The organism is Qipengyuania soli (assembly GCF_015529805.1).
Lineage (GTDB): Bacteria > Pseudomonadota > Alphaproteobacteria > Sphingomonadales > Sphingomonadaceae > Qipengyuania > Qipengyuania soli.
The window spans coordinates 158,442-174,754 of sequence record NZ_CP064654.1 but is presented as its reverse complement, the minus strand read 5'-3'; the positions used below and the strand labels follow the sequence as shown (position 1 = coordinate 174,754).

The 16,313-nt window shown below is 65.3% G+C and carries 11 protein-coding genes and 2 riboswitches; of the genes, 1 reads left to right on the top strand and 10 read right to left on the bottom strand.

The window, feature by feature from the left end; translation table 11 throughout:
- Positions 1–37 precede the first annotated feature (37 nt).
- Positions 38–149, bottom strand: a riboswitch (glycine riboswitch).
- A riboswitch (glycine riboswitch) is annotated at positions 150–243 on the bottom strand.
- A gap of 57 nt (positions 244–300) precedes the next feature.
- From IRL76_RS00880 to IRL76_RS00855, 6 genes are read right to left on the bottom strand one after another with little or no spacing between them, the layout of a single operon-like run.
- On the bottom strand, positions 301–1,497 hold the full coding sequence (locus tag IRL76_RS00880; protein ID WP_246449885.1) for a serine hydrolase domain-containing protein: 1,197 nt from the start codon (positions 1,495–1,497) through the stop codon (positions 301–303).
- Between the two features lie 4 nt (positions 1,498–1,501).
- On the bottom strand, positions 1,502–2,422 hold the full coding sequence (locus IRL76_RS00875) for a sulfite exporter TauE/SafE family protein (protein ID WP_200982292.1): 921 nt from the start codon (positions 2,420–2,422) through the stop codon (positions 1,502–1,504).
- A complete protein-coding gene (gene metH, locus IRL76_RS00870) occupies positions 2,419–5,037 on the bottom strand; it encodes a methionine synthase (RefSeq protein ID WP_200982290.1) in 2,619 nt (872 codons plus the stop codon). Before metH ends, IRL76_RS00875 begins: the two co-directional genes overlap by 4 nt.
- Entirely contained in the window at positions 5,034–6,074 is a 1,041-nt protein-coding gene (locus IRL76_RS00865; protein ID WP_200982285.1) for a homocysteine S-methyltransferase family protein, read from the bottom strand. Before IRL76_RS00865 ends, metH begins: the two co-directional genes overlap by 4 nt.
- A 2-nt stretch (positions 6,075–6,076) precedes the next feature.
- Entirely contained in the window at positions 6,077–6,976 is a 900-nt protein-coding gene (gene metF, locus IRL76_RS00860) for a methylenetetrahydrofolate reductase [NAD(P)H] (RefSeq protein WP_425504516.1), read from the bottom strand.
- Positions 6,977–6,993: 17 nt separating this feature from the next.
- Positions 6,994–7,965 (bottom strand): metalloregulator ArsR/SmtB family transcription factor, encoded by a 972-nt coding sequence (locus IRL76_RS00855; protein ID WP_200982281.1) that lies wholly within the window; start codon positions 7,963–7,965, stop codon positions 6,994–6,996.
- 139 nt (positions 7,966–8,104) lie between these two features.
- Here IRL76_RS00855 and IRL76_RS00850 point away from each other — a divergent pair, with 139 nt between their 5' ends.
- A complete protein-coding gene (locus IRL76_RS00850; RefSeq protein WP_200982279.1) occupies positions 8,105–10,159 on the top strand; it encodes a glycoside hydrolase family 3 C-terminal domain-containing protein in 2,055 nt (684 codons plus the stop codon).
- Here the strand turns inward: IRL76_RS00850 and IRL76_RS00845 are convergent, their stop codons facing one another.
- From IRL76_RS00845 to IRL76_RS00830, 4 genes are read right to left on the bottom strand one after another with little or no spacing between them, the layout of a single operon-like run.
- The gene (locus IRL76_RS00845; RefSeq protein WP_200982277.1) at positions 10,160–11,146 is read right to left on the bottom strand and encodes a DUF2891 domain-containing protein; all 987 of its coding nucleotides are present in this window, start codon (positions 11,144–11,146) and stop codon (positions 10,160–10,162) included.
- Positions 11,137–12,087, bottom strand: a complete 951-nt coding sequence (locus IRL76_RS00840) for a DUF979 domain-containing protein (protein WP_200982275.1) — start codon at positions 12,085–12,087, stop codon at positions 11,137–11,139. Before IRL76_RS00840 ends, IRL76_RS00845 begins: the two co-directional genes overlap by 10 nt.
- Positions 12,084–12,755 (bottom strand): DUF969 domain-containing protein, encoded by a 672-nt coding sequence (locus tag IRL76_RS00835; protein WP_200982273.1) that lies wholly within the window; start codon positions 12,753–12,755, stop codon positions 12,084–12,086. Before IRL76_RS00835 ends, IRL76_RS00840 begins: the two co-directional genes overlap by 4 nt.
- Positions 12,752–16,312, bottom strand: coding sequence for a hydantoinase B/oxoprolinase family protein (locus tag IRL76_RS00830; protein ID WP_200982271.1), 3,561 nt, complete (start codon positions 16,310–16,312; stop codon positions 12,752–12,754). Before IRL76_RS00830 ends, IRL76_RS00835 begins: the two co-directional genes overlap by 4 nt.
- Position 16,313: the final 1 nt, after the last annotated feature.

Sequence of the window (16,313 nt, the reverse complement as noted above, 5' to 3'; positions counted from 1 at the left end):
CGACAGCATGGCCGCCCCTTGCGGAGCACAACATTTCCATGCCCCCTCTGTCGGGAAACCTGAGAGACTGGCCCCCACCTTCATGCAAAGGTGCGCGGGCTTACCCCTTCGGTGGCCGCCGATGATGGCGACGCTTTCCAGAGTGCCGATGGCAGCGCACGGTCCGTGGGCCTGAGAGTTTCCGGGGCGGTTGCTCCTTCGGCGCCGGAGGGTTGCCCCGCCGGTCTCTCCCGTGCGCGCCTGCCGCAGAATCGCTCCCGTGGCCGACGCCGATTGCCCTGCGCGATTAGCGCGGCACGGTCAATCTCTACCCTTGCCCCGCGAGGCAATTTCCACGGCACGCGCGACGAGCGCCCGTTCCTCGTCGGAAAAGCCGCCGGTGTCCTCGACTTCGGGCTCAGGCACGGCGGTAACGAAATAGGCGATGCCGCGGCGGCCCTCCGGGTCGATCCACAGCCCCGAGCGCAGCCCATAGGCCTCGCCCGCGTGACCGTACCGGCGCGCGACGTCGGGGAAGAGATCGTCGTTGCAGCCCGCCAGCCCGGGATGGAGCGTCTGCACGGCGAGGCCGTAGAAGCAGAACAGCGGTGCGCTCCCGGCAATAGGCGATTCCGGGCGCTTGAGCCGGGCGAATCCGGGTGGGTCGAGCAGGCGGGAATCCTCGTTCAAGATGGCCTGACCCAGTCTCGCCAGATCCACCATCCCGATGCGCACCCCGCCCTGAGGCGAGAAGATCGAGGCATTGGTTCCCGGCACATAGTCGTCGAGATTGCACGCAGTACCTTCGACAACCGGAATGGTGCAATTGGGCGGGCGGTCCCCAGCGGCATCGCGCGCGACCTCGCCGGTGCTGCGATACAGTACCACCGCGCGCTCGGCGAAATCCTGCGCACAGCCGATCCAGTTGAGGCAGGCCTCGATGCCCAGCGGCGCGAAGACCGTTCGCTCGACCAGCCGATCATAACGCTCGCCGCTCGCCGCCTCGAGCACCGTCGCGACCACGGGCGAACCGACATTGGCATATTCGAAGGGAGCCTCTCCCGGCGGTGCGCCATGATACCAGGCCGCGGGATCAGTGAACTTCGCCTGCAGGCTCTCGCCCAGCGGTATGACATAACCCGCATCGTCGCGCAGGCTCGACCGGTGCGAGAGCAATTGTGCGAGGGTAACCGGCACGTCGGGATAATCGGGGTGGCGCAGTTTCCAGCCGAGATAATCCGAAACGTCACGGTCGAGGTCGACCTTGCCTTCGTCGACCAGCCGCATGGCCGCGAGCGCCATGACGAGCTTCGATATGCTGGCGATGCGCACGGGATCGTTGGTTGTGACCGGGCGCATGGTGGAACGGTCGGCCATGCCCTCAACCACCACGGGTCTGACGCTCCCCTTGTCGAAGACGACCGCAACCGCAGCCGGTGGGGGAGACGCAGGAGCCTTGGGCACCGAAGCGCAGCCTGCCAGAAGGGCAAGTGAAGCCGTGAGAAAGAGCCGCATCATCACCTCAGCGCCAGTTGAGCCACAGCAGGTATAGCGCCGACAGCACGATCCACGCACCGTCCATGGTCTTGAGGCGCCGTGCCCCCAGCCACAGCGCTATGGGCCGCGCGAGGAAGCCGCCGAGAGCCGCGCCCGGACCGGCGAGGAGTACGACTTCCCACTGCATCGTTCCCGCCTCGACGTGCCAGATCGCCCCGCTGAGCACGCTGATCGAGGAGATGAGGCAGGCCGCACCCGTGCACAGCAGCACCGGGTAGTGGCGGATGAAGAGGTAGAGCGCGACCAGCTCCCCGACACCGACTGAGAACAAGGCGGTCAGCACGCCGCCCGGGACGGCAAGCACGAGCAGGACTATCAGGTCGAACCTCTCGAGCTGCGTTTTCTCGGGCCGCGCCATGTTGACCGTCCAGGTCGAGGCGATGAGAGCGACGCCGAGCAGGACGGAGAAAGCCTTGTATCCCATCAGGACCGCATGCTGGTCGAAGGCCGTGAAACGCTGGGTCAGCAGCATGGCCGGTAGCGATAATGCAAGGACGCCGAATGCGACGGTGAAGAAGTCGCGCGGGCGGACGAGGGCATGGAGCGGCTCGGGCGCGGGCTGGTGGTAGAGGCGGTCGGTCCAGCGCAGGGCCCCCATGGTCATGCCGAAGCTCTGGATGCCCATGGAAACGCCGACGACCTGCAGCGGCTGGAGGTCCATGACCCCCCATTCGCGCAAGGCGTTGAAGACCGGCACGAAGACCACGCCGCCACCAGTTCCCGAGGTGTTGGCAATGATCGCCCCGATCACCCCGATGCCGGGCAGGAACCAGAGCGCACGCATCAGATCGGGCTGGAACGGCACGGCGAGGAGCAGGATGATGTAGGCGGCAAGCAGCACGCTGCCGCCGATCCACACCAGCCGCCCCCGGGGCAGCGCGCTCAATCCAGATTCGGTCGCAGCCATCTCTCGGCGGTCGCAATATCGACCCCTCTGCGGCGCGCATAGTCCGCAAGCTGGTCGCGCCCGATCCGCGCGACGCCGAAATACTGTGCTTCCGGGTGGCCGAAGTAGAACCCGCTGACCGCAGCCGTGGGATACATGGCGAAATTCTCGGTCAGGGTGAGACCCGCGTTCTTCGGCGCATCGAGCAGGTCGAAGAGGATCGGCTTCAAACTGTGGTCGGGACACGCCGGGTAACCGGGCGCCGGACGGATGCCGCGATACTCTTCCTTGATCAGCGCCTCGTTGGTCAGCTGTTCCTGCGGCGCATAGCCCCACAGCTCGGTGCGGACATGCTGGTGAAGACGCTCGGCGAAGGCCTCCGCGAAGCGATCCGCCAGCGCCTTCAGAAGGATGTCCGAATAATCGTCCTTGTCGTCCTTGAAGCGCGCCGAATGCGGTTCGATGCCATGGATGCCAACCGCGAAACCGCCGATCCAGTCGCCCGCCGGATCGATGAAATCGGCAAGGCACATGTTCGCCCGGTCGCGGCTCTTCTTTACCTGCTGGCGAAGGAAAGGAAGCACTACGTGACGCTCTTCCTCCGCTATATGAAGCGTTACGTCGTCTCCATCCCGCGCGCAGGGCCAGAAGCCCGCCACCCCCTTCGCCACCAGCCACTTTTCGGCGATGATCCGGTCGAGCATGGCGTTGGCATCGGCGAACAATTGCTGCGCGGTCTCGCCCACGACCTCGTCCTTGAGGATCGCAGGGTAAGTCCCGTGCAGTTCCCAGGCGCGGAAGAATGGCGTCCAGTCGATGTAGTGGCGCAGGTCCGCCAAGTCCCAGTCGGCAAAGGCGTGCACTCCCGGCTGCAGCGGCGGTGCGGCCTTGTCCGAGAGATAGGCATCGAAGAAATTCGCCCGCGCTTCCTCGATGGTCAGCAGGACGCTCTGCCCTTTGCCTTCGCGCGCATCGCGGACCTTCTCGTATTCGGCTGCGGTCGTATCTACGAACTCGTCACGCTGCGTGTCAGACAGCAGGCGGCTCGCAACGCCCACCGCGCGGCTCGCGTCGAGGACGTGGATCACCGGACCTTCGTAGGCCGGGTCGATGCGCAGCGCTGTGTGGACCTTGCTCGTGGTGGCCCCGCCGATCAGCAGCGGCATGGTCATGCCCGCACGCTGCATTTCCTCGGCAACGGTCACCATCTCGTCGAGCGAGGGAGTGATGAGGCCCGAGAGGCCGATCATGTCGGCTCCGTTCTCGTTCGCGGCAGCGAGAATCTGCTGCCATGGCACCATCACGCCGAGATCGATGACCTCGTACCCGTTGCACTGCAGGACCACGCCGACGATGTTCTTGCCGATGTCATGAACGTCGCCCTTGACCGTCGCCATGACGATCTTGCCCTTCGACTGGTCGGCAAGGCCCGATGCCTCCTTCTCCGCCTCGATGAAGGGGATGAGGTGCGCGACCGCCTTCTTCATGACACGGGCCGATTTCACCACCTGGGGCAGGAACATCTTGCCGCTGCCGAACAGGTCGCCGACCACGTTCATGCCGTCCATCAGCGGTCCTTCGATGACCTCGATGGGGCGCGCGAATAGCTGGCGAGCTTCCTCCGTATCCTCGACCACATGGGCGTCGATACCCTTGACCAGCGCGTGCTCGATCCGGCGTTCGACCGGCCACCCGCGCCACTCCTCGGCGGCCTTCTCGTCAGCCGCGGACTTGCCCTTGTAGCTTTCGGCAAGCTCGATCAGCCGCTCGGTCGCATCCGGGCGGCGCATCAGGATCACATCCTCGCACGCTTCGCGCAGGCCTGCGTCGATCTGGTCATAGACGTCGAGCTGGCCCGCATTGACGATCGCCATGTCGAGCCCGGCGGGGATCGCGTGGTAGAGGAACACCGAGTGCATCGCGCGGCGCACGGTCTCGTTGCCGCGGAAGCTGAAGCTGAGGTTGGAAAGTCCCCCGCTGGTCCGTGCATGGGGGCAGCGCGCCTTGATCTCGGCCACCGCCTCGATGAAGTCGAGTCCGTAGCGGTCGTGCTCCTCGATCCCCGTCGCAACGGCGAAGATGTTGGGATCGAAGATGATGTCCTCGGGCGGGAAGCCGATGCCGGTGAGGATGTCATAGGCGCGCGAACAGATCTCGACCTTGCGGTCCTTCGTATCGGCCTGGCCCTTCTCGTCGAAGGCCATCACGACCACCGCCGCACCGTAGTCCATGCATTTGCGAGCGTGTTCGAGGAAAGCGTCTTCGCCTTCCTTCATGCTGATCGAATTGACGATAGGCTTGCCCGAAACACATTTCAGGCCCGCCTCGATCACTTCCCACTTGGAGCTGTCGATCATCACAGGCACGCGCGCAATGTCGGGCTCGGCAGCGATCAGCTTGAGGAAGGTGGTCATGGCCGCGACCGCATCGAGCAGGCCTTCGTCCATGTTGACGTCGATCACCTGCGCGCCGTTCTCGACCTGCTGGCGCGCGACTTCGACCGCCTTGTCGTACTCGCCGCCAAGGATCAGCTTCTTGAACGCCGCAGACCCGGTGACGTTGGTCCGTTCACCGATATTGACGAAGCGGGCAGTGGTGGTTTGCGTGTCGGTCATGCTGCAATCGTGAAGGGTTCGAGGCCGGCAAGGCGCATGTCGGGGGCGATGCTCGGCAGCTTGCGCGGAGCCAGGCCTTCTACTGCCTTCGCCATGGCGGCGATATGCGCAGGCGTGGAGCCGCAGCACCCGCCAAGAGCATTGATGCGCCCATTTTCGGCCCATACGCGGGTCAGTGCAGCGGTCGTTTCCGGTACCTCGTCATATTCGCCGAGGTCATTGGGAAGGCCGGCGTTGGGATAGGCCATGAGGTAGGTGTCAGCGATGGAGGACAACAACTGGACGTGCGGGCGCAGCTGCTCTGCGCCGAAGCTGCAGTTGAGTCCGATAGTCAGGGGCTTCGCGTGACGCACCGTGTACCAGAACGCCTCGACCGTATGGCCCGAGAGGTTGCGGCCCGACAGGTCGGTCAGCGTCAGCGAGATCATCAGCGGGATGTCGCGGCCCAGTTCGCGCTCGAGCTGCTTCACCGCCATGATTGCGGCCTTGCAATTCAGCGTGTCGAAAACCGTCTCGACGAGGATGAAGTCCACCCCGCCTTCGACCAGCGCGGCGCATTGTTCGCGATAGACATCGACGATGGTGTCGAAATCCACCTCGCGATAGCCCGGATCCTCGACATCGGGCGAGAGCGACAGGGTCTTGTTGGTCGGTCCGACTGCGCCGACGACGAAGCGCGGCACGCCATCTGTCTGCGCATCGACTGCCTCGCGAATGATCCGCGCCGCTGCAACATTGATGTCGCGAACCAGCCCTTCGGCTCCGTAATCGGCCTGGCTGATCCGGTTGGCGTTGAAGGTGTTGGTGGCAAGGATATGTGCGCCCGCCGCGATGTAACTGTCGCAGATGGCGCGGATGACCTGCGGCTGGGTCAGGTTGACGAGGTCGTTGTTGCCCTTCTGGTCGTGCGCGAGGCCGGTGTCGCCCGCATAGTCTTCCGCGGCCAGCCTGGCGCGCTGGATCTCCGTGCCGTAGGGCCCGTCCTTGATCAGGATGCGCTGCGCCGCTGCAGCTTCGAACTCTTCACGCTTGGTCATGATCAGGCCTTCGGACGCAAACCGAGCATGTGACAGATGGCATAGCTCAGCTCGGCGCGGTTGAGGGTGTAGAAGTGGAACTGGCGCACCCCGCCAGCATAAAGGCGGCGACAGAGCTCGGCGGCGATGGTCGCGCTCACCAGCTGGCGCGCCTCGGGACGGTCGTCGAGCCCCTCGAACAGGCCTTCCATCCACGAGGGGATGGCCGTGCCGCATAGTCCGCTCATTCGCTGGACGGCGGCGAAGCTCAGCACCGGCATGATGCCCGGCACGATCTCGCCCTCGATTCCGGCACGAGCAGCCTCGTCGCGAAAACGGAAGAAACACTGGGGGTCGAAGAAGAACTGGGTGATCGCGCGGGTCGCGCCGGCATCGAACTTGGCCTTGAGATTGGCGATGTCGGCCTGTGCGTCGGGCGAGTCCGGATGGACCTCGGGATAGGCGGCCACCGAAATTTCGAAATCGGCGATCTTCTTGAGACCCGTGATGAGTTCCACCGCATTGGCATAGCCGCCCGGATGCGGGGTATAATTGCCGCTGCCGTCCGGCGGATCGCCGCGCAGTGCGACGATGTGGCGGATACCCTCTTCCCAATAGTGACGGGCAACCTCGTCCACCTCCTCGCGGGTCGCCTCGACACAGGTGAGGTGGGCAGCTGCGGGGATTCCCGCCTCGTTCTGGATGCGGACGACCTGCTGGTGCGTACGCTCGCGGGTCGAGCCCCCGGCACCGTAGGTCACGCTGGCAAAACGGGGGCCGAGAGGTTTCAGCGTTTCGACTGCATGCCACAAGGTCTCGCCCATCTTTTCGGTCTTGGGCGGGAAGAATTCGAAGCTCACTTCGATATCGCCGGGCAGGCCGGAAAAGAGCGGCGTTTCCAGCGCCCGTTGCGCTTCGCGCATCTGGTCGACGGTTGGGCTCACGAGACGGCTTTCCTTCTTTCGGCGGCTCTTTCGCCAATCCAGATCTTCACCACCAGTTCGCCATCCTCGAGCGCAATGGCGGGGACGGGGTCGAAACCGGCATATTCCATTAGCTTGTCCATCTGGGCGTCTTCGAAGCCGAGGCGCGCATGGGCGTGCCGTTCGCGCAATTCCTCGCGCTGGTGGGCAGCGAAATCGACAATCGCAATCCTCCCACCCGCACGGGTGACGCGGGCCGCTTCGGCAAGGACGGCGTCCGGGGACTGCGCGAAATGGAGTACCTGGTGGAAGAGCACCGTGTCGAAGCTTGCCGCCGCGAAGGGCAGTGACGAAAAATCGCCCTGCACCAGTTCGACGCGATCTGCCGGCAGGTGCTGCAGCTTGGCCCGCGCGACGCGCAGCATGGCGAGGCTCTTGTCGAGAGCCACGATGTGTTCGGTCCGCTCGGCCAGCAATTCGGCCATCCGTCCAGTGCCGGTGCCGATATCGAGCAGGCGACCGAGCTGGCGTCCGCCCAAGGCCTTTGCCAGCGCATCCTCAACCGCCTCGTCCGAACTGTGAAGGCGGCGCAACTCGTCCCAGTCGCCAGCGTGGCGCGCGAAGTAGGCCTGCGCCTCTTCCTCGCGATACTTGCGGATTTCGGCGAGCTTCCGCCGGTCCGCATCACAGGCGGCAGCGAATGCCGGATCGTCCTCTTCGGCTTCTGCCAGCAGGCGCAGAACCCCGCCACACAGCGATACGCCTTCGGTCGAGGCCGAGCATGCGCGCACGAAAGTCCAGCTGCCCTCGCGCCTGCGTTCGGCAAGTCCGGCATCGCACAGGATCCCGATGTGTCGTGACACGCGGGGCTGGCTCTGTGCGAGGACCTGCGCGACTTCGCCGACGGCAAGCTCCATCGATCCCAGCAAGCGCAGGATGCGAAGGCGCGTAAGATCGGCAAGCGCGCGGAAGGTTGCTTCGGTTCGCATATCGAGACCAGAGGACATAAAGATATTTTTATATCTGTAAATCGCACAGCGTTCGTGCGACCAAACGATAGCTTTCCTGCGGCCAATTCCTCGTTCGCAAACGGGATATTTACCATTCTCGGCGATCACCGGTGGCGAAATGCCTGCCGGCCCAACCCAGCCCGCGCCCGAACGCGAACGGTTCGTCGAGGACCTGCTCGAGTACATGACGCTCGAGGAGAAGGCGGGCCAGCTCGTCCTGTTCCCCCAGGCCCCCGAACGCGGATCGGCAGCATCCAGCACCGAAGCCCACCTCCTCGACCAGTTGCGCCGCGGCCTTGTTGGCGGTGTCGTGGGCCTGCGTAGCGCCAGCGAAATCCAGCGACTGCAACGCATTGCAATCGAGGAAACCCGCCTCGGCATTCCACTGTTCCTGATGGCCGAAACGGGTTCGGGAATCCGCACCCAGCTGCCCACGCCGATCAGCGCCACTGCCAGCTGGGATCCCCAGGCCGTCGAGGCTGCAGAGACGCTCGTGGCCGACGAGGCCGGAGCAATCGGGATCAACTGGGCGCTGTCGCCGGTGGTCGCAACCGGCGACCAAGTGGAGGGGAGCAGCTTTTCGCAGAGCTCCGGCGACTCCCCGGTCCTGGCAAAGCGCATGGCGGTCGCACGGATTCTCGGCCTCCAATCGAGTGACGACGAACGGCGCCATCGCCTGCTCGCGTGCCTGCAGTACCCCAATGGTACCACGCCGCGCGGCAGCGTTTCGCGAGAAGCCGCAGCTCGCCATGCAGCCGAACGAGCCGACATCGTTCTTTCCGCACTGCGCCAGGCGCAACCTGCAAGCATAGCGCTCGACCCGATCATGCAGCGCGTCAGCGACCGTCGTTCGCCACTGCCGGATCCTGTCGAGTACCTGTCGAGGCCCGGCAGCTATGACGGCATCATGCTTTCGGACTGGAGCGAACTCGCAGAACTATCGGGGCAGCCCCTGACTTCACCAGGCTTTGTCGGCCTCTCGGTCGATCGGCTCGTGGCAGCGGTCACGGCGGGTCGCATAGAGCGCTCGACTCTCGACGACGCAGTCCGCCGGGTAATTGGCGCCAAGTACGACCTCGGGCTCTTCCGCCCTACCCTTCACGACTCGCCCCGCGCTTCCGCCACCATCCGCGACCCGGTGCTCGATCTCGCCCGCAAGTCGATCGTACTGCTGCGCAACGATCCTGCCCTCCTTCCGCTGACAGTGGATTCGGGCGAAGTCCTGGTGGTGGGCAGCGCGGCACGCGACCGTTCGCTCCCGCTTGGCGGCGCTGCGGGCGAAGCGGCCAGCATCATCGACGGGCTCGACGAACTGGGAATCATCTACAAGTTCGCTCCTGGCCTCGCCCTGCGTCAGGATGGCGCGACGGTTTCGCGCATGATCGATGCCGACCGGATGGCGATCGGCATGGCCGGCGAAGCGGCGCGCCGTTCCAACACCGTGGTCCTCGTTCTCGGTGATGTCAGCGACGATGCCGGTTCCCCGCTTGGCGAAGCACATCGAACGCTGATCGAAACGCTGCGCGCAGCCAACCCGCGACTTGTGCTGGTCACCCTCGGTGAACGTGCAATCGACCCGGATATCGGCGGAAGCCCGCTCCCCTGCGTGCTTCATGCCGGCCAGTTGGGCAGCCGCTCCGGTCATGCGATTGCCGAAGTCCTGACGGGCGACCGCGAGCCGGTGGGCCGCCTGCCCTATGCCCTGCATGGCAGCGACGGAAAGGTGCGCATCCCCTTCGGTCACGGCCTCGGCTATACCGATTTCGCGCTGACAGAACTCGCCCTCGAACTGGGCGGCGACCGCGTCCTTGCCAGCGCAGTGCTGCGCAATGCGGGCGAACGTGACGGCAGCGAGGTCATCCAGCTCTATGTCCGCAAGCTCGGCCCCGATCCGCAAATGGAACCCAAATTAAGGGATTTCCGCCGCCTGGCCCTCCAACAGGGCGATGCCGAGCGGGCCATCTTCGAGATCGGCGCGGAGGAACTGGGAACTCTCGACCAGGACGGTCGCCTCGTCGTCGCAGCCGGGAACTATGAAATCAGCCTCGCGGTCAACGCCAGTCGCGGCCAGTCGGGCGAGATCGTTGTCCCGCAGGCGGTGGCCGATGCAATGACCAGCGGAGTTTCGGGCGCGGGCGTCATGGTCCCCTTCCGGGGCCTGCGCGCGGGCTGATCAGCCTTCGAGCAGCGCGAGAAGCGCGAAGCTCGCCAGCCAGTGTTCACCCATATAGTCGCCCGCGACGTGCGGCATCGCAGCATTGAGATGCTCGCTCGCCCGCAGCTCGATCAGCGGAAGAGCCGGATGATCGCCCAGCGCCTTCCCGATGCCACGCAGGCACCAGGCCCGGCTCAGATTGAGGCCGTCGAGATGCGCAATCTTGCCATCGCTCCGATCGGAAACGGTAACCGGACGGCACTCGCGCTCGATCCAGCCATTTCCCAGCACCAGCCCGTCGACCCATGGCTCGAACTGTGTGAAGGGCATCACGCGGCTCATCAGCATTGAGGCGCAAAGCACGGGCGAAAGGAATTCATCACCGCCGGGTTCCCATCCCCGGTAGTCATCGCGGTGCGAAAAGCCGGCTATCGACCAGTCGTCGATGGTGGCGAGAAGGACCGGGTCGTGTCGCGCTGCCCACTCGCGCGCCAGGATCAGGGCGAAGCTCGTATTGAAGTGCGTGCCGACGGTTATCGGATATGTCAGGATGCGCAGGTATTCCACCAGTCGCGCGGCGAAGGCTCTCGCCAGTGGCGCAAGACGCTCGCCCCAACCGTGTTCGGCAGCGCGCTCGGCTTCGAGGTGGAGATAGAGCAGCCAGCCCCAGCCATATGGCCGCTCGAAACCGCGCGACGATGGCCGTTCGAGATAGGCGAGTTCGACAGCCAGCTTTTCCTCGGTGAAAGTTCCCTCGGCCAGCGCCGTTATGGCTGCTGCCTCGGGTATATCCGGATACAGCCGTCGCAGGGTCAGCAGGGTCCACCAACCATGGACGCAACTGTGCCAGTCGAAACTGCCGAAGAAGACCGGATGCGCCTCACGGGGTGCGCGCACATCATCTTCCCCCTCGAAGACATGGTCGTCCTTGTAGGGATAGGGCCGCGCGACATGGCCCAGCGCAATGCGCGCGAAATTGCGGGCGATATCCTCGGTCAGTTCCACAGCAGGAATGCTCCGACATAGATGATCGCCACGTTGCATACCCAAAGCGGCAGGGCAGTACCGACCTGCTCGCGGATCACCGCGTTCTGGTCCTTCAGTTCGAGCAGTGCGGCAGGCACGATGTTGAAGTTCGCCGCCATGGGGGTCATCAGCGTACCGCAGAACCCAGCGAGCATTCCGACTGCGCCGATCACCGCCGGGTTGCCGCCGTATTGCTGGACCAGCAGCGGGATGCCGATGGCGGCGGCCATGACCGGAAAAGCGGCGAAGGCATTGCCCATGATCATCGTGAACAGCGCCATCCCGAGCGCATAAACCATTACGGTGAGGAACACGCTGCCCTCGGGAATGACGCTTCCCGCGACACCCCCGATAATGTCGCCGACACCAGCCAGCGCGAAGACCGCGCCCAAGGCAGCGAGCATTTGCGGGAGGATCGCGGCCCAGCCTATGGAATCGAGCAGGCGTCGCCCCTCTTCGGCCGGGGCGAGGGCCGGCGGTTTCAGCCACAGCATGGCCACCACCAGCGCAACCAGCACGCCGATCCCGAACAGCAGCAGTGTCTCGCGCCGTTCCTCGAACAGGCCGGTCTCGCCCAGCGGCGTGTAGTTGTAGAGAAGCGTCCCCGCGACAGCGGTCAGCGGTACGATCAGTGCGGGCAGGAACAGACGATTGCCGAGCCGCGCCGAACTTGTCGCCCGCTCCTCGACGCTGGTCGTCGGCGGATCGCTGCGCTTGAGGCCGCCCAAACCGGCGATGCCGACCATGGCGAGCACGAGCAGGCCGTTGACGAGGTCCGAAAAATGGCTGCCGAAAAGGAAGCTGCCCGCGAGCAGGGCCCAGAACGCCGCGTTCCCCTTGCACCCGTCGCGCAGCGAGAGCAGCGCCCAGATGGCGAAGAAAATCCCTGCAAGGATGTAGAGCCATTCGTAGGTGATCATCGCGCGACCCTCCCCAGACGACGGTCCATCGCGAGGATGCGGCTGCCATGAATGAGGAAGGCGCAGATCGCGGTCGGAATGGCCCAGACCGACAGTTGCAGCGGCGTCAGGGGATAGCCCGCACTTTCGAAAACGCCCTGGATCAGCAGGATCGACGCGATGGCGAAGAAGATATCCTCGCCGAAAAACAGGCCGACATTGTCGGTTGCCGCCGCCATCGCCTTGACCTTCTCGCGCTCGTCCTCGGCCAGGTCGCCATGCGTCTTTTCAGCCGCCGCCTCCGCCATGGGGGCAACCAGGGGACGGACCGCCTGCGGGTGGCCGCCGATATCCTTCATGCCGAGCGCCGCAGTCAGCTGGCGGAAGGCAAGATAGATCACCAGCAACCTGCCCATCGTCGCCCCGCGCATCCCCTCGATCACCGTCCGGGCACGCTGTTGCAGCCCGTAGCGTTCGAGGAGACCGATAACCGTCAGGATGATCCATGTGACCGAGATGTAGCGGTTGTCGTTGAACGCCTTGCCCAGCGCCTCGATCACCGCGACCAAGTCGAGCCCGGCAAGGACCCCGGTGGCCAGTGCCGCGCCGACCACGACCATCAGCGGATTGAAGCGCAGCGCGAAGCCGATGACGACGATCGCGATGCCGGCCAGTGGCCAGTAGTTCATGGCTTCTCCTCCCCGTATCCCCCGCCGCCGGGCGTAAGGATCACGAACGTATCGCACGGCAGCATTTCGGCGGAGCCGGTTGCCCCCAGTTCCTCGCACTTTCCGTCCGCGCGCTCGACCCAGTTGCGGCCGGGCTGCGCATCCCCGCCACCGCAGATGCCTTTGGGAGCGATCCGGCGACGGTTGGCAAGCATGTTCGCGCGCATCGGCTCGAGGAAGGTCACGCGCCGTTCGACCCCGTCGCCTCCCTTGTGCGCGCCCTTCCCGCCCGAACCGCTGCGGATGGCGAAGCTATCGAGCCTGACCGGCAGGCGCGTCTCGAGGATTTCGGGATCGGTCAGGCGCGAATTGGTCATGTGCGTCTGCACTGCGCTGGTCCCGTCATGGTCTGGCCCTGCGCCCGAGCCGCCGCAGATCGTCTCGTAATACTGGTGCCGCGAATTGCCGAAGGTGAAATTGTTCATTGTCCCCTGGCTCGGCGCCAGGCGGCCGGTCGCCGCGAACAGCGCGTCGGTGACGACCTGGCTCGTCTCGACATTGCCCGCAACCACCGCTGCTCCGGGCGTGGGATTGAGCATCGAGCCTTTGGGCACGACCAGCTCGACCGGGCGCAGGCACCCATCGTTCATCGGGATCACGTCGTCGATCAGCGTGCGCAGGACATAAAGCGCGGCGGCGCGCGTGATCGAACGCGGGGCATTGAAGTTGTCGGGCAATTGGCCGCTGGTACCGCTGAAGTCGAACACGGCCGAGCGATTTTTGCGGTCGATACGAATGGCAACCTTCACCACAGCGCCATTGTCCATCTCATAGGCGAATGCGCCATCCTCGAGCCGGTCGAGCAGGCAGCGCACGCTTTCCTCGGCATTGGCGAGCACGTGATCCATGTATGCAGCGACCACCGCCTCATCTTGCTCCCGCGCCGCTTGCCGCAGCAGTTCCGCACCGCGCGTGCACGCCGCGAGCTGGGCCCGCAGGTCGGACAAGTTGCGGTCGGGATTGCGCGCAGGGTGGAGCGCGGAGGCGAGCACCTCTCGCATCCCGGCCTCGCGGAAATGCCCTTCGTCGACCAGCAGTTCGTTGTCGATCAGGACGCCTTCGTCCTCGATGGTCCGGCTTTCGGGTGGCATCGAGCCCGGGGCAATCCCGCCGATGTCGGCATGGTGTCCGCGCGCCGCGACGAATGCGTCGGGTTCTTCACCGTCTTCGCCATAGAAGACCGGAACGATGACGGTGATGTCGGGTAAGTGCGTGCCGCCGCGATACGGATCGTTGAGGACATAGGCATCGCCGCGCCCGAACCCGCGCCCGTCGCGCCGCTCGCCCCGCGCCTCGATCACCCGCGCGATGCTGTCGCCCATGCTCCCGAGATGGACCGGAATGTGCGGCGCGTTGGCGATCAGCGCGCCCGTGCGGTCGAACAGGGCGCAGGAGAAATCGAGCCGCTCCTTGATATTGACCGAGGTAGCAGTCGACTGAAGCACGACGCCCATTTCCTCGGCGATGGCCATGAAGAGGTTGTTGAAAATCTCGAGGCGCACCGGGTCAACCGCGGTCCCCGCCGCGCGTTCGCGCGCCAGCGGGACTGTGCGCTTAATGACGAGGCTTCCCTCATTCTCCAGCCGAGCCTGCCAGCCTTGCTCGACGACGGTGGTCGAGCCCGGAGCGATGACCAGCGCCGGTCCGTCGATGGTCTCGCCAGCCCTCATGCGGGCACGCTCCACCGTTCTCCAGCTTCCCGACGGTTCACCCGTCGCCGCGACAGGTTCGGGGATGATCCCGCCGAGCCCGCCTGATTGTCCGCTGGCCTCGACACTCAGTGCCTCGACGACAATCGCCGCATCGGCGTCGGAGTAGCCGAAGCGCTGGCGGTGATGAGTGCGGAAGGCCGCGTCCATGGTGGAGACATCGCCGCAATCGACCGCGAGCACGCTGTCGCTGCCGGCAAACCGCAGGTGCGCACGACGTTCGAGGGTGATGGCATCGGGAGTGATGCCTTGTTCGATGAGGGCCTGACTCGCCTCTTCTTCAAGAGCAGCCAGCTCCCCGGCGTAGCTTTCGCCGAGCGGACGCACGAGGCTGACCTCGCGGATGGCTTTGACCGGGGCCAATCCTATCCCGTAGGCCGACAGGATACCTGCAAGCGGGTGGACCAGCACGGTCTCCATCCCGAGGGCATCGGCGACCTTGCAGGCATGCTGCCCGCCCGCCCCGCCAAAGCATGCGAGCGCATAGGCGGTCACGTCATGCCCCCTCGCGACGCTGATCTTGCGGATGGCGTTGGCCATGTTGTCGACCGCGATGGCAAGGAAGCCCTCGGCGATTTCCTCGAGCGGGCGCGGTTCGTCGAGCAAGGCCGCGACCTCCGCCAGCCGAACAGCGGAGGCATGTGGATCGAGCGCTTCATTGCCCTGTTCACCGAACACCTTGGGAAAGAACGCCGGATCGATGCGGCCGAGGAACAGGTTGCAGTCCGTCACCGTCAGCGGGCCGCCCTTGCGATAGCAGGCAGGTCCGGGATCGGCCCCGGCGCTTTCCGGTCCGACGCGGAAGCGCGAGCCGTCGAACCGGCAGATCGAGCCCCCGCCCGCCGCCACTGTGTGGATCTGCATCATCGGTGCCGCCACCCGCACGCCCGCCACCACGCTGTCGCCGGTCAGCTCGTACTCGCCGGCATAATGGGCAACGTCGGTGCTGGTGCCACCCATGTCGAAGCCGATGAGCTTGCGGTGGCCGAGCGGCGCGCTGGCCGCGACCATGCCGACCACACCGCCCGCGGGGCCCGAGAGGATCGCATCCTTGCCGCGAAATGCGCCGACTTCCGCAAGGCCCCCGTTCGACTGCATGAAGCGCAGCGATCCGGTCGCGGGCAGGCTCGCCTGCAGCGTGTCGGTATAGCGGCGCAGGACCGGCGAGAGATAGGCATCGACCACGGTCGTATCCCCGCGCGGGATCAGGCGGATCAGCTGCGCGACCTCGTGACTGACGCTGACCTGGGCAAAGCCGAGTTCACGGGCGATCCGCGCCAATCGCTCCTCGTGATCACGGTGCTTCCAGCCGTGCATCAGGACGATGGCAAGCGCATCGTAGCCTTCGCCTCGCAAGGCCTCGAAACCGGCGCGGGCCTGCGCCTCGTCGAGCGGGTGCAGGACTTCGCCATCGACCGAAACACGCTCGTCGATTTCCAATACCCGCGAAGGCAATTGCTCGGAGAGCACGATATGGCGCGCAAAGATGTCGGGCCGCGCCTGCGTGCCGATGCGCAGGGCATCACCGAAACCGCGCGTGATCGCCAGCGCCAGGCGCTCGCCCTTGCGCTCGAGCAGGGCGTTGGTCGCGACGGTCGTGCCGATGCGCACCTCGGCGATCGGGCCGGACCCATGCCGCGCCATCAGGCGGCGAACCGCCTCGCTGGCGGCATCGTCGTAGAAGCCGGGGTTCTCGGATAGCAGTTTGTCGGTGACCAGCCTGCCATCGGGCGTGGTCGCGACGACATCGGTGAAAGTCCCCCCGCGGTCGATTGCAAAGCGCCAGCCCTCAAACTTCCCCTCTGCCACG

Bases quoted from the DNA above. Each gene is read 5' to 3' on its own strand.
- IRL76_RS00880 (WP_246449885.1), bottom strand. From the start codon at position 1,497: ATGATGCGGCTCTTTCTCACGGCTTCACTTGCCCTTCTGGCAGGCTGC.
- metH (WP_200982290.1), bottom strand. From the start codon at position 5,037: ATGACCGACACGCAAACCACCACTGCCCGCTTCGTCAATATCGGTGAA.
- IRL76_RS00865 (WP_200982285.1), bottom strand. From the start codon at position 6,074: ATGACCAAGCGTGAAGAGTTCGAAGCTGCAGCGGCGCAGCGCATCCTG.
- metF (WP_425504516.1), bottom strand. From the start codon at position 6,976: ATGCGCGAAGCGCAACGGGCGCTGGAAACGCCGCTCTTTTCCGGCCTG.
- IRL76_RS00855 (WP_200982281.1), bottom strand. From the start codon at position 7,965: ATGCGAACCGAAGCAACCTTCCGCGCGCTTGCCGATCTTACGCGCCTT.
- IRL76_RS00850 (WP_200982279.1), top strand. From the start codon at position 8,105: ATGCCTGCCGGCCCAACCCAGCCCGCGCCCGAACGCGAACGGTTCGTC.
- IRL76_RS00840 (WP_200982275.1), bottom strand. From the start codon at position 12,087: ATGATCACCTACGAATGGCTCTACATCCTTGCAGGGATTTTCTTCGCC.
- IRL76_RS00835 (WP_200982273.1), bottom strand. From the start codon at position 12,755: ATGAACTACTGGCCACTGGCCGGCATCGCGATCGTCGTCATCGGCTTC.